Here is a 13,588-nt window from a genome sequence, read left to right on the forward strand (position 1 = left end):
CTCATCCCCCTCATCCCCCTCATCCCCCTCATCCCCCTCATCCCCCTCATCCCCTTCCAGAGTTATTTCTTACGATAGACGGATAAGTCCATAGCAATTTATAGGCTAGATATCAGCTTATTGTTGGATTAAATTATGCTGAACATTATTGCTTGGATAATTCTGGGTTTACTTGCCGGAGCCATAGCGAAAGCTATTTATCCTGGTCGGCAGGGTGGTGGAATTCTTTCAACCATGATTTTAGGAATTATAGGTGCTTTAATCGGGGGAATCATAGTTACTCTCTTGGAGACAGGAAGGTTTCAACTAGCCGCAGCATCTCTAAGTATTTCTGGTGTAATTGTTGCTGTGCTTGGTGCAATAGTTGCCATATTCCTTTGGAACTTAGTAGCTAACCGTGCTAGTTATTAACCGAATCATCAAAAAGAATCATGGTTATAGTCGAAATTCGAGTTAATAAAAAAAACTCCACGTCTTTACAAAGACAGTGGAGTATTTAACTCTTAGCCGATAAACTTTGCCTGAATCCTCGTCAAACTTGTAACAATCACAAATTCTTGAACCTACAGAATATTAATTACTCCAAAACTTTTTTGATTTCGTCTTTAATGTTTTCTGTAGTGTGAATCACTTGGGCTTCTGCTTGCTTTGCTTGACCTTCAGCTTTATCTTGAGGATTTCCAGTTACTTCACCAACAATCTCTTGAACTTTGCCTTCGATATTCTTAGCAGTGGCTTCTACTCTTTTTTCAATGCTCATAACTCTTATTTTTTGATTGATATGGAACTAGATTATTAACTGTTAAAAAAATATCAGTATTGGATAATTTTTTACTTCTATCTAATGATAGAAGATATTTGTTCGATAAAGTATCTCCAGATAGAAGTGTAAATAATTTAACTATGTATACTTAGGTTAAGTTAAGTTTATATTTAAAATTTTATTTTTGAGATAAAAAATCATACTATCTATGAAATAGTATGTAAAAACTTGGCTTGTAGATACAAAAATCTCAAATCCTACGTTTGGACAAATTATTTATTAGCAAGTTTGAATCACAAGGAAAATAGAGGAGTGGCAAGTAAGCGTCAGAAAAATATTTGGAGGAGTGAGATTAATGACATTATTAGAGGCGTGTGTGGAGGATTTTTATTTGGGATTCCGTTGCTATATACGATGGAAGTCTGGTGGATTGGATCGGTAGCAAGACCCCAAATGATGATGATGGCGATCGCATTGTTATTTATTGTGGTATTCTTACTCAACCGTACAGAAGGTTTTCGTAAACGTAGACATGGTAAACGAGCTTTTGAAGCTGTAATTGATACTATTGAAGCAATAGCGATCGGAATTGCTTGCTCTACTTTTGTATTGTTGCTATTGCGAGAATTAACACCTGAAATACCTCTTAAAGAAGCTTTAGGTAAAATTATTTATGAAAGTGTACCGTTCACTTTTGGCGTAGCATTAGCTAACCAATTTTTGGGAGATACTAGGAATAGCAATGACCAAGAGCAAACAACTCCTCAAGAAAACAGCACGACTAAAAACAAACAGAATGAGGAGCTACATGCTACTATTGCTGATTTGGGCGGAACGCTAATAGGTGCAACTGTACTTGCATTTAACATTGCTCCAACAGACGAGATTTCGATGTTAGCATCCGCAGCCTCACCACTTTGGGAATTAGCCATTGTTGCCACATCTCTACTCATTTCTTATGGCATTGTCTTTGAAGCAGGCTTTTCTGATCAGCGAAAGCGCCGACAGCAAAAAGGAATTTTTCAACGGCCATCTAGCGAAACTGTTGTATCTTATTTAGTGTCACTTTTAGCTGCTAGTTTTATGCTGTGGTTTTTTCAAAAATTGACTTTTAGCGACCCTTGGACAATGTGGTTAGATCACGTTCTCCTGCTGGGTTTGCCTGCAACTATTGGTGGTGCAGCGGGAAGGTTAGCAATATGACTCCAACAGAATCACAAAAACCGCAGAGAACGCTTGCCGAATGGGTGACATTTATTACTGCTTCGCTGATTTTAGCAGTGATTGTTGGCTTGGTGGGCTACACTTGGCTCAACGAAAATAATCAACCTCCTAAACTTGCTGTCACCAAAAAAATAATTGAAAAGATTGATGGACAATTTTCTGTTCCCTTTGAAGTCATTAATACTGGAGGCGAAACTGCTGAATCAGTTCAGATAATAGCAGAATTAGAAATTGACGGCAAAGTTACAGAAAGTGGAGAGCAACAAATCGATTTTTTATCTAGTGGTGAAACAGAAGCCGGAGCCTTTTTATTTAGCAAAAATCCAGAACAAGGTCAATTGACATTGCGCGTTGCTAGCTACAAATCTCCTTGACATTTCCCTGCTGTCACTACCATTGATAAAAAACCGAGCATTGCCAAAATTGCGATCGCCCACACAGTACAAGTCTTTTGCAGTCGGGCAAGGAAAAACCAGACCAAAGGCGCAACATTATCTAAGGATTTAATAATTATCTTTTGGGCATTCACTCATTAATTTTTTCAGCGTTCGTGGCTAGTTTGGTGGGGTGTTACCATTACCACCTTGCCTTAATAAATACTCCCAAATCCGATCAATATTCTGTTGGCTAGTCCTAAGCGCCTGCTGGTGTAGGCGAGCAATATCGGCAAGGTTAGCTACTGTCCTTTCTAGTCGTGCGAGCGCTTGACTATTGGCACGAGTTTCACGCCTTACCCCATCTTGAATAGTACGAATAAGATCGATTTCGTCGCCTAATTGCTCTAGGCGATTATCAATATCATCAAGTCTTGCGGTTGTATCTTCTGGTTGAAAATTAGTCATGCTACCTTAGCGCTTAACAAATTTGTCAGGACAGCGATCGCCTAATCTGGACACCCATAATAAAACCAACTCCTGATTGTGGCGAACTGCGGCAGATTTACTCCTGTATTTTTATAGTAGTCGGTCAATTGCTCCTGGATTAGTCTCGCGCCAACAGCAACATATGTCATTTATTCTCTACCTGTTAAGTGAGTTTGTCGCCAACGGGTAAAGCCATAGATACCTACCGTCAAAATTAAGAAACACGGACTATAAACAATTAACCAAATACCCAATTTTAATAAGCTAACGGTCAATTTCCCAAAGGAGTTGGTGGATTTTTCCCAAGTTTCTTGAACTTGCGAACCTAATGCTGGTTGCGGACTGGTGCTAGATACTGCGGCTTCTAAGTTGAGTGTGATGGTAGAATAAGCTACCTGATTTTGTAAGCTTTTGAGTAGGGCGTCAATTTGCTCTATAGATTGACGGACATTACTCAATTCTTGGGAAACATTGAGTACATCTTTCACAGAACCAGCCCGATCCATAATTTTTTGCAAATTAGCCTCTGTTTTTCGCAAGTTACTTAATCTAGCTTGGAAATCTACCAGGCGATCGCCTACATCTTCGGCAGTAATATTACGGCTTGTTACTGTACCTAATTTGGTGAGTTCTGTCAACGTCGATTCCAATTGATTTTGTGGTACTCGCAGTTGGATTGATGCCGTGTGACGCCCATCGTTATTTTTGGGTTGTTGTTCTTTTAAGCCAATTAAGTCACCTTGCTGTTTACTAATAATTTGTGAAACGGCCTCAATACTCTTATCGACAGAGTTGACAATCAGAGTCATCGTTGCCTTTTTAACTAGTTGAGCGCGTCGTATTGGTGCAGCTTCAGCTTTTTGAGCAATACTACTCTCAGCTACAGATGCTTTATTATCCATTAAATCGCTACTTGCACTTAGAGGTAGTTCCTGATTTGACACAGGAATATCAGCAGCACAACTAGTGAAAATTAACCCTCCCAATAGCGCACTCACCAATAAAGCAGATTTGCGAAATGATTGAGTCGAGGCGTTCATAATCTACCCCCAAGTGGATGAAATTAATCTCAGTATGGCTGAGTAAAAACTTCAGGCTGGTGTTGTTGCGATTTATGTAACGGGGAATTCGTAATTCTCCCCTTACCGCGTCCCCGCGTCTTTGCGTCGATCAAAATGCAAAATATTAAAAACCTACACCTGTCATCTACCCCAATCCCTATTCCCCATACCCCCATTCGAGGTACAATCAAAAGCCTGCCAATTTAATGACTATGCTTGCTGACAGGAGATGCTTCTATGGCCCAGATGTATTATGACGAAGATGGAAATTTAGACCTTTTGACGGGAAAAACGATCGCTATCATTGGCTATGGTTCCCAAGGTCATGCCCATGCCCTAAATCTTAAAGATAGTGGTTTGAATGTGATTGTAGGGCTATATCCGGGTAGTAAGTCAGTGGCAAAAGCTCAAGCAGCTGGGTTAACTGTGAAAAATGTCGCAGATGCGGCTAATGCTGCTGACTTTATCATGATTTTGTTACCTGATGAAGTTCAAAAAGCGATTTATAAAAGCGAAATTGAACCAAATTTAGAAGAAGGGAATGTATTAGCCTTTGCTCACGGATTTAATATCCACTTTGGGCAAGTTGTACCACCTGCTAATGTTGATGTGGTGATGGTAGCACCGAAAGGCCCAGGGCATATAGTGAGAAGAACTTACGAACAGGGACAAGGTGTACCAGCGTTATTTGCAGTTTATCAAGATGCCAGTGGTCAGGCACGCGATCGCGCGATCGCATATGCTAAAGGTATTGGCGGTACTCGTGCTGGGATTCTCGAAACAACTTTCCGTGAAGAAACTGAAACAGATTTGTTTGGTGAACAAGCCGTTTTATGTGGTGGTTTGAGTGCCTTAATCAAAGCCGGATTTGAAACTTTGGTAGAAGCTGGTTATCAACCAGAATTAGCTTATTTTGAATGTCTCCACGAAGTCAAACTAATTGTTGACTTGGTTGTAGAAGGTGGATTAGCTAAAATGCGCGATAGCATTTCCAACACCGCAGAATATGGTGATTATACCCGTGGATCACGGATTGTCAATGACCAAACCAAGGTTGAAATGCGGAAGATTCTCAGCGAAATTCAATCTGGACAATTTGCGCGAGAATTCGTCCTGGAAAATCAATCTGGCAAACCTGGATTTACAGCCATGCGTCGTCAAGAAGCTGAACATCAAATTGAATCGGTTGGCAAAGATTTACGCGCTATGTTTAGCTGGTTAAAAAAGGTTTAAATAATTCGTAATTCGTAATGACGCGACGCTCCTGTGTCGCTACCGCTGACGCTCGTACCTCGCTACCGCTTCGCTAACGCTATCGAGGACTCGCTACCGCTTCGCTAACGTAATTAAGTTTTGTAATGGGGATTTGACTCCAACACAAAACTTGCCGGTTATAGAACCGGGGGACTTAAACCTACGGAACTTGTTAAGACGCGCCATGGCGCGTCTCTTTTTTCAGATTGCCTCTTTTCCCTGTTCCCTGCAATGCACTGAGCGTAGTCGAAGTGTTCCCTCTTAACAAAGCATTTATTCAGCATCACAAGTACGATAGAGCCATAAATTTCAGATTGTGGCAATTTGGCAGCCAATATTTTTCTATTGGGTTTCAATAGATATATCAACACAACGGAACAGCGAAGTTGTACGAGAAAGGGTCTAAACCCTGCTTCAAAAAGTTCCGGCTATGCCAGTTGTAGTTAAGTGCTGTAGAACGGCTCTACATGATTGATACAGCACTTATAGCGTTCAGTCACCGCTCTACAACTGGCTATAAATCCAACTAAAACACATATAAGAACAAGACGCGATTCATTAAAATAAAGTAAGCGATCGCTAACAGCAAATATAGAATGCCGATAATTCCAGCGAAATTCAAGCCAAAGTTTACTTGAGCTAATATGAGCATTTTTGAAAATCCTACTTGATCACAATCGGCATAAAAAATACAGGGTTAAGTACTAACAAAACTTAACCCCAAATTCTCCTTCATCATCGACCCAAATATCCTATCTTTGATTACTTGGAGGTGAATGACGCTGCACAGAGTTATCTGTTCGCAGCTGTTGCCGACCGTTAGTAATAATTCGCAACATCTGTTGGAGATCCTGCTCGATATTTTCCAAAACGTTGTCAGCATATTCGTCAGCTCCATTTTCAATTTCTTGAGCTTGAGCGATCGCTAATTGTCGCATTTCCTCCAATTCTTGCAGACAAGCACGTCGTTTGCGCTCAATTTCGGTGAGGGTTTCTTGCATCATGGCCTCACACTCCTGTTGTACTTGTCGTTGTAATTTTTCTGCCTCCTGTTGTGCTTGTCTGATAATCTCGCTTTCAGCTAGAATTTGCGCTCTTTTTGCTTGTGCGGCTTCAACTACTTGCTGCCCGTACTCTTCTGCTTCCAGCAGAATACCCTCCTTTTGTTCCAGGATTGCCATTGCTTCCTGAAAAACCGCTGGTAAGGAAAGGCGAATAAAATCGAGTTGATCTAGCAGCTTTTCTTCATCAATGAGCGTGCGTCCCGTCAGCGGAATTCGCACACTAGAAAGAATCATCTCCTCTAAATGATTGAGTTCCTCTTGAATATCTACATTTCCTGTTCGCGTTCTTGAAGCATCCCCAAGGGAGGTGTCTCCGTAGGGAATTCCATCGGCATACTCTTGAGAGGAGAGATTGCTTCCGTTGAGATTGGATTCAACATTGGAGAGTTGTGGTTGTAGCATTGGTATATATCTAGAGCAATGTGCGCGGGAACGAGATGATTAACAGAGCCACCAAACCTTGCAATCTCTTTTACCACACTACTACTTAAAAAACTATACTCATTCGAGGTTGCTAGAAAAACTGTCTCTATTTGAGTAGAAAGAGTTTTATTCGTGTGAGCCATTTGCAGCTCGATTTCAAAGTCTGACACCGCTCTTAAACCACGTAGCAAAACTTGCGCTTGTCGCATTTGGGCGTAATTGACGGTAAGACCGTCAAAACTATCTGCTTCGACATTAGGTAGATGCTGCGTACAGAGACGAATTTGTTCTAGCCGTTTCTGGACGCTAAATAATGGCATTTTGTTTGGATTTCGCAATACAGCGACGATCACCTGCTCGAACAGGCGACTTCCACGCTGAATGATATCAAGGTGCCCCAAGGTTATGGGGTCAAAGCTACCAGGATAAATAGCAATCACAAATCTGAGAACAAGTTGTTTAAGTGATTATATCGAAATCATTTTGTCTAACCCACTCAAATTTATCATGGGTGCTGGGGACTAGGGACTGGAGACTAGGGACTGGGGACTAGGAAATAATTTTCTTGGTTCTCAATCCCCGATACCCAGTACCCAATCCCCAACACCCGATTCTCAGAAGCCGGAAGCTAAGCTAGTGTAAAGAGTGCTTGGGTAATTCATGAACTTTTTTAGGTAATTTTGCATGGCACTGGATTTTTCCACCTTGCCCTTGGCGTTTCAATTTACTTCTCCAGGCCCAATTGTCAAGGAAATTGGGCCAATCACTATCCGCTGGTACGGTTTGCTGATTGCCACGGCTGTTTTAATTGGCGTTATTTTGTCTCAGTATTTGGCAAAGCGTCGTCATGTTAACCCGGATTTGCTCAGTGATTTGTTCTTTTGGTTGCTGATTGGGGCAATTCCTGGCGCTCGGATATATTACGTTTTATTTCGGTGGCAGCAATATGCTTCTAACCCAATAAGTATTTTTGCGATTTGGGAGGGAGGTATTGCCATTCATGGAGCGATTATTGGCGGTATTTTGGCAGCATTAATTTTCGCCAAGCTCAAGCGTGTTTCTTTCTGGCAATTAGCAGATTTGGTATCACCTTCGCTGATTTTAGGGCAAGCGATCGGACGTTGGGGTAATTTTTTCAACTCCGAAGCTTTTGGTCGCCCCACCAATTTACCTTGGAAGTTGTATATTCCATGCAATCCAGACAAGATTACGCAAAGATGTTTAGGTCGTCCCCCAGAGTATGAGAATTTCGAGTACTTCCATCCCACCTTTCTCTATGAATCTTTGTGGGATTTGATGGTATTTGGACTGCTGCTGACGCTATTTTTTCGATCTTTATCTGGTAAGCCACGCTTAAAAGTTGGCACATTATTTCTCGTTTACTGGCCAGCCTACAGCTTAGGACGCCTGTGGATTGAAGGTTTTCGCACCGATAGCTTAATGCTAGGGCCATTACGAATTGCCCAAGTAGTGAGTTTATTAGGAATTGTTTTAGGGTTAGCTGGGTTAGCTTGGCTTTACATCATCAAACGCCCTTTACCTGATGTTGTCCCGTCTAAAGGTGATGGGGAGTAGGCTGGGGGCTGGGGATTGGGGACTGGGGATGGGGGGACACGGGGACGCGGGGACGCGGGGACGCGGAGAATAATCAATAATAAATCACAATTCTCCATTCCCAATTCTCCATTCCCAATTCCCAATTCCCAATTCCCAAAAATAAAAAATGCCCCAGAGTTTTCTCTAGGGCTTAACCAGGGTGCATCTACCATACATATCTACTGGGGAAAAGGACTGAATCCGGAAAGATACGGAGGAAATGCCAAAAAAATTTTTGGAGGGAATTGTTCTGGGTTCTTATAAACGTGAATATACTAATAGTGTGTGTTATTCAAGAACACCACATATAATGGAATCATCTGTGTATATTGTAGGCGCAGGGCCTGGAGATCCAGATTTATTGACGGTAAAAGCGTTAAAAATACTGGCTGTGGCAGATGTAATTTTATTTGCTGATTCTCTTGTACCTGAGCAGATTTTGGAGCTTTGCCGACAAGATGCGGAAATTATCAGGACTGCAAATCTAACTCTAGAGGAGATTTTGCCAATTATGGTAGAACGGGTGCGATCGCAAAAATCTGTAGTCCGTCTCCATTCTGGCGATCCCAGTCTCTACAGCGCCATCCACGAGCAAATGCACCTCCTAACAGAGGCAAAAATCCCTTTTGAAGTCATACCCGGTATCAGCGCCTTTCAAGCCGCAGCTGCCAAACTGAAAATAGAACTGACTGTACCTGGTTTAGTTCAAACCATCATCTTGACGCGCATCAGCGGACGCACAGAAGTCCCTGCGAAGGAAGAATTAGCAACTCTCGCTGCACATCAAGCCAGTCTTTGTTTGTATCTGAGTGCGCGTCACATCAAAAATGCTCAAGCGAAACTACTAGAACATTACCCAACCGAAACCCCGGTAGCGATTTGCTTTCGGCTGGGGTGGCCCGATGAAAAAATTAGAGTTGTTCCCCTCAACCAATTGGCTGATTGTACTGAACAAGAAGAACTGATTCGTACCACACTTTATGTAATCAGTCCAGCACTCTTGCAACCAACAGGGCGATCGCGTTTATATAATCCTGAACACAGTCATCTATTTCGTTCGTCTCATTCTTAAACTCTTGTCCGAAAATTGTTAATTTTTGACTATGCCATTAATTAAAGTACAAACTTCCATATCTGCCTCTCAAATAGCTGATGTTGAATCACTACTTTTGAGCTTATCTGCCAAGCTAGCACAACATTTAGGAAAACCAGAATCCTATGTTATGACAATATTTGAGCCAGAAATTCCCATGACTTTTGCTGGAACTACAGAGCCAGTTAGCTACATTGAAATTAAGAATATTGGCACTATGAAGCCAGACCAAACCGCAGCCATGAGTCAGGATTTTTGTCAACAAATTAGTCAAACTCTGGGTGTGCCTAAAAATCGAATTTACATAGAATTTACAGATGTTAAAGGCTCAATGTGGGGTTGGAATAGTGCTACCTTCTAGCTTTGAGGATATCTAATTTTGAGCAGTAGTTTTTCAAATATTCTCAGTTGATTAGAGTGCGATCGCTTGGCAACTTAATTCTTGATTTTTATGACCATCCCTGCATAATACAATGCATCTTCAAGGACAAATAGATTTCTGTTACAACTTATACAAATCCTCTCAAATATTGCAATGTATTCCAACCCACAAACCCAGATAAAATTTGAATTTTGAATTGGTATTAGTTGTACTATACTTAATTAGCCAATTTTTTCAATGAAATCACAAATTAACGCTATTTTTTAGCTCTGTCCACAGATGCGACTGCGGAATTTCTTGCCTCCAACCCCAAAAGGTTTATTGAGAGTACCGTTGTGTGTAGCTCTTGTAGTTCCCTTTGTCCTGCAAATCTTCGCAGCTGTAGGACTAACAGCATTTCTGTCTTTCAAAAATGGTCAAAAAGCTGTTAATGAGGTTGCTAGTCAACTGCGATATGAAGTTGCAACTCGGATTCATCAACATATTACTGACTATATAAAGACACCTCAAATAGTTACTCAGATTAATGCTGATGCTGTGCGTTTTGGTGGATTAAATTTGAAAGATGTAAAGACCATAGAACAGCATTTGTGGCATCAAATGCAACTCTTTAAATCTTTAAATCCGATCGGTTTTGGCACTACGCAGGGAGACATTTATTCGGTCGGTCGCCTCAACAATGGCTCAGTGGTAATCCGTACCAAGAACTCAGCAATAAATAGTAATTATTATACTTTTACTACTGATAATAAAGGTAATCGCGTTAAGTTAATTCAAGTTAGCACAACTTTTGATCCTCGTACTCGTCCTTGGTATCTCAAGGCCATAAATTTACGTAAGCCTGTGTGGAGTAAAATTTATCCCTATTTTTCTTCATCAGGACTAGCAATTAGTGCTGCTCAACCTGTTTATAGCCAAACAGGAACTTTATTAGGAGTGACAAATGCAACAGTTTCTCTGACGCAATTGAGTAATTTTTTACACAATTTAGATATTGGTAGTTCGGGACAGACTTTTATTATCGAGCGTTCCGGGGAATTAGTAGCAAGTTCAACGGCTGAGGTGCCTTTTATCCTGACAGGAAAAAACAAGCACAAACGGCTAAATGCGATCGCCAGCCGCGATCGTATAACTCGTCTGACAGCAAAGTATTTGCAAACAAAATATAGTAACTTTAAAAACATTAATCAAAGCCAACAACTCGATTTTAAAATCGATGGTAAGCAGCAATTTATACAAATAATGCCATTCATAGATGACTACGGATTAGATTGGGTAATTGTCGTAGTGGTTTCAGAGGCTGAGTTTATGGAACATATTGAAGCCAACACACGAATTACTATGTTGCTTTGTTTAGGAGCATTAACGCTGGCTACAGTCGTAGGTGTAATTACTTCTCAGTTAATTACTCAACCAATTATGCGCCTGAGCTTAGCTTCTGAGGAACTCGCCAATGCCAAATTAGACCAAACAATTAAAATTGAGGGCATTGATGAATTAAGAACTCTCGCTCAGTCCTATAACAAAATGGCGGCACAATTGCGAGAATCCTTTGCTGAACTATTAGAAATTAATCGATATCTAGAGGCTGAAATTGCTGAACGCAAACAAATGGAAGAATCGCTGCGCCTGAGTGAAAAGCGATTTCGATTGGCAATTGATAACATCCCTCATACATTTGTGATTTATGATGCCGAGCGACGGTTGCAATTTATCAATACTTTCGGAGTGAGACGTAGCGGTTATGCCAAGGAAGCACTTTTAGGTCGCAGAGATGAAGAAATATTTCCACCAGAAGTGACCAATACATACCTGCCACTTCTAAAAAAAGCCGTAAAAACACGTACCTTGCAAACTGGAGAATGTCAGATCAGTCTTCCTAGTGGCTCTTTGATTTTAGCTGTCACCTATGTACCACTGCTAAATGAACATGGGGAAATTCACCAGATTCTTGGGCACACATACGATATCACCGAGCGCAAACAAGCAGAAGAACAGCTACTACAAAATGCGTTTCACGATGCCTTAACAGGTTTACCAAACCGAGCTTTGTTTATGGAGCGCTTAAAATATACACTTGGGCTAGCTCAACGACAACAAGATTATTTATTTGCAGTGCTGTTTTTGGATTTGGATGGGTTTAAGGTGATCAATGATAGTTTCGGACATCTACTCGGAGACCAATTTCTGTTAGCGATCGCCACTAGACTATTAATATGTTTACGCTCTACGGATACAGCAGCCCGGCTTGGAGGAGACGAATTTACTATCCTGCTTGAGAAAATCCAGAATGTATCAGAAGCTATCAAAGTGGCTGAGCGAATTCAACAGCAATTAGCCTTACCTTTGGAGCTGAATGGGCAACAAGTGTTAACAAAAGCCAGTATAGGTATTGCTTTGAGTTCAACATTAGATTACAGCCAGCCAGAAGACATACTCAGGGATGCTGACATAGCAATGTACCGCGCCAAAGCGCTGGGTGGGGCGCGGTATGAACTCTTCAAGCCAGATATGTATACTACCAATCAGTGACCGAGGAACGAGGCGCAAGCCCCTGGCTTCAGACATGGGGATAAGCCGATAAGCGGTTTTAACCGCCTTGAATAAATGGTTATACGTTTATTCAAAGCGCTATAATTAAGCGATGCAAACCCTAACTTACGAGTACAAACTAAAACCTACACCTAAGCAGTCCCAAATCTTTGAGCAATGGCTTGAGATTTGTCGCCAGGTCTACAACTATGCTTTGCGCTCTCGCAAAGACTGGGTTAATTCTCGTAAATGTCAGGTGAACGCTTGCAGCATCAAGCAGGAATATATCCTGCCTGCTGATGCAGCAAAACCTACGTTCTATAGTCAATGCAAGTCACTTGCAGCGGCAAAACAAATCAATCGAAATCTCAAAGTCCCTCATACTCATGTGCTGCAACAAGTTCTTAGAACATTAGAAGCAGCGTTTGTAGCAATGTGGGAAAGAGGTCACGGGTTCCCCCGCTTCAAAAAACGGATGCGTTCATTTGTGTATCCGCAATTGAACAAAGTGCCAGTTAAAGGAGACAAGGTAAACCTGCCTAAGATTGGATGGGTCAAAATGCACCTATCTCGTCCCTTGCCAGAAGGCTATGAGCTAAAACAGGTGAGGATTGTCAGGCGAGCTTCTGGTTTTTATGCCATGCTCACCTTGCAATCCCCTGCCGAAGTTCCTCAAGCAATACCCTCTGGTCATGGGATTGGAATTGATTTAGGGCTGCAATATTTTTTAGCCACTTCTGAAGGTTATCTGATTGCCAGACCTCGGTTTTTTGTGGATGGACAACGCAAGCTCAAATCGCTGCAACGTCAATTGAAGCGTAAAACTAGAGGTTCTAAGGAATCGCGACGGCTGAACCGAAAGATTGCTCGACACCACGAATACATCTCGAACGCAAGAGCGGACTTTCATTTCAAAACCGCTCATCATCTGTGCGACAGTGCCGACACGATCTTTGCTGAGGATTTAAACCTCAAAGCAATGTCAGCCGGAATGTTGTGCAAGCATACACTTGATGCAGGATTTGGGCAGTTCCTCAATATTCTTAGCCATGTATGTTTTAAGCGAGGCTCGTATTTTGCTCAGGTTAATCCCAATGGCACAAGTCAGACTTGCCCCAACTGTCAAACGCATACAGGCAAAAAAGATCTCTCAGAGCGAGTTCACAACTGTCCTGAGTGTGGGTATGAAACGAATCGAGATGTAGCCGCAGCGCAAGTGGTGATGCAACGTGGATATACAGCGGTAGGGCATACCGCAGTGAAGCTTGATGAGGGTAAAGTCAATAGACTCCCATAGATTCAAGAATCCCCGTCCCTTTAGGGCTGGGGAGTG

The 13,588-nt window shown here is 41.7% G+C and carries 16 protein-coding genes; 9 read left to right on the forward strand and 7 right to left on the reverse strand.

The window, feature by feature from the left end; all coding sequences use genetic code 11:
* The first annotated feature begins 138 nt into the window (after nt 1-138).
* The gene (locus AC5JMF_RS15490; protein WP_495796646.1) at nt 139-411 is read left to right on the forward strand and encodes a GlsB/YeaQ/YmgE family stress response membrane protein; all 273 of its coding nucleotides are present in this window, start codon (nt 139-141) and stop codon (nt 409-411) included.
* A 166-nt stretch (nt 412-577) separates the two neighbouring features.
* On the opposite strand, the gene AC5JMF_RS15495 is transcribed toward AC5JMF_RS15490, so the two are convergent.
* On the reverse strand, nt 578-760 hold the full coding sequence (locus AC5JMF_RS15495) for a CsbD family protein (RefSeq protein ID WP_495796621.1): 183 nt from the start codon (nt 758-760) through the stop codon (nt 578-580).
* 315 nt (nt 761-1,075) lie between these two features.
* Here AC5JMF_RS15495 and AC5JMF_RS15500 point away from each other — a divergent pair, with 315 nt between their 5' ends.
* Nucleotides 1,076-1,966: a TIGR02587 family membrane protein gene (locus AC5JMF_RS15500; RefSeq protein WP_495796622.1), complete on the forward strand. Its 891-nt coding sequence runs from the start codon at nt 1,076-1,078 to the stop codon at nt 1,964-1,966.
* Nucleotides 1,963-2,361 (forward strand): TIGR02588 family protein, encoded by a 399-nt coding sequence (locus AC5JMF_RS15505; protein WP_495796623.1) that lies wholly within the window; start codon nt 1,963-1,965, stop codon nt 2,359-2,361. The genes AC5JMF_RS15500 and AC5JMF_RS15505 overlap by 4 nt, the downstream gene beginning before the upstream one ends.
* Here AC5JMF_RS15505 and AC5JMF_RS15510 read toward each other — a convergent pair.
* From AC5JMF_RS15510 to AC5JMF_RS15520, 3 genes are all read right to left on the reverse strand, one after another.
* Nucleotides 2,346-2,516, reverse strand: a complete 171-nt coding sequence (locus AC5JMF_RS15510; protein ID WP_495796624.1) for a hypothetical protein — start codon at nt 2,514-2,516, stop codon at nt 2,346-2,348. The two genes, AC5JMF_RS15505 and AC5JMF_RS15510, sit on opposite strands and share 16 nt — an antisense overlap.
* Nucleotides 2,517-2,541: 25 nt before the next feature.
* Nucleotides 2,542-2,829 (reverse strand): hypothetical protein, encoded by a 288-nt coding sequence (locus AC5JMF_RS15515; RefSeq protein ID WP_495796625.1) that lies wholly within the window; start codon nt 2,827-2,829, stop codon nt 2,542-2,544.
* Between the two features lie 170 nt (nt 2,830-2,999).
* Nucleotides 3,000-3,890, reverse strand: coding sequence for a DUF4349 domain-containing protein (locus AC5JMF_RS15520; protein ID WP_495796626.1), 891 nt, complete (start codon nt 3,888-3,890; stop codon nt 3,000-3,002).
* A 258-nt stretch (nt 3,891-4,148) separates the two neighbouring features.
* Between AC5JMF_RS15520 and ilvC the strand changes: the two genes are divergently transcribed.
* A complete protein-coding gene (gene ilvC, locus AC5JMF_RS15525) occupies nt 4,149-5,144 on the forward strand; it encodes a ketol-acid reductoisomerase (protein ID WP_495796627.1) in 996 nt (331 codons plus the stop codon).
* A gap of 547 nt (nt 5,145-5,691) precedes the next feature.
* On the opposite strand, the gene AC5JMF_RS15530 is transcribed toward ilvC, so the two are convergent.
* From AC5JMF_RS15530 to coaD, 3 genes are all read right to left on the reverse strand, one after another.
* A complete protein-coding gene (locus AC5JMF_RS15530) occupies nt 5,692-5,817 on the reverse strand; it encodes a hypothetical protein (protein WP_495796628.1) in 126 nt (41 codons plus the stop codon).
* Between the two features lie 100 nt (nt 5,818-5,917).
* Entirely contained in the window at nt 5,918-6,463 is a 546-nt protein-coding gene (locus AC5JMF_RS15535) for a DivIVA domain-containing protein (RefSeq protein WP_495796647.1), read from the reverse strand.
* A gap of 32 nt (nt 6,464-6,495) precedes the next feature.
* On the reverse strand, nt 6,496-7,092 hold the full coding sequence (gene coaD, locus AC5JMF_RS15540; protein ID WP_495796629.1) for a pantetheine-phosphate adenylyltransferase: 597 nt from the start codon (nt 7,090-7,092) through the stop codon (nt 6,496-6,498).
* A 244-nt stretch (nt 7,093-7,336) separates the two neighbouring features.
* Between coaD and lgt the strand changes: the two genes are divergently transcribed.
* The 5 genes from lgt (at nt 7,337) to AC5JMF_RS15565 (ending at nt 13,552) form a co-directional block, all read left to right on the forward strand.
* Nucleotides 7,337-8,227 carry a prolipoprotein diacylglyceryl transferase gene (lgt, locus tag AC5JMF_RS15545; protein ID WP_495796630.1) on the forward strand — a complete coding sequence of 297 codons (891 nt, stop codon included), beginning with the start codon at nt 7,337-7,339 and terminating at the stop codon, nt 8,225-8,227.
* Between the two features lie 331 nt (nt 8,228-8,558).
* The gene (gene cobM, locus AC5JMF_RS15550; protein WP_495796631.1) at nt 8,559-9,320 is read left to right on the forward strand and encodes a precorrin-4 C(11)-methyltransferase; all 762 of its coding nucleotides are present in this window, start codon (nt 8,559-8,561) and stop codon (nt 9,318-9,320) included.
* A gap of 31 nt (nt 9,321-9,351) precedes the next feature.
* Nucleotides 9,352-9,702: a phenylpyruvate tautomerase MIF-related protein gene (locus AC5JMF_RS15555; protein WP_495796632.1), complete on the forward strand. Its 351-nt coding sequence runs from the start codon at nt 9,352-9,354 to the stop codon at nt 9,700-9,702.
* Between the two features lie 318 nt (nt 9,703-10,020).
* Nucleotides 10,021-12,255 carry a diguanylate cyclase domain-containing protein gene (locus AC5JMF_RS15560; protein ID WP_495796633.1) on the forward strand — a complete coding sequence of 745 codons (2,235 nt, stop codon included), beginning with the start codon at nt 10,021-10,023 and terminating at the stop codon, nt 12,253-12,255.
* 112 nt (nt 12,256-12,367) lie between these two features.
* Entirely contained in the window at nt 12,368-13,552 is a 1,185-nt protein-coding gene (locus tag AC5JMF_RS15565) for an RNA-guided endonuclease InsQ/TnpB family protein (RefSeq protein WP_495796634.1), read from the forward strand.
* Nucleotides 13,553-13,588: the final 36 nt, after the last annotated feature.

Source organism: Desmonostoc vinosum (genome assembly GCF_059505385.1).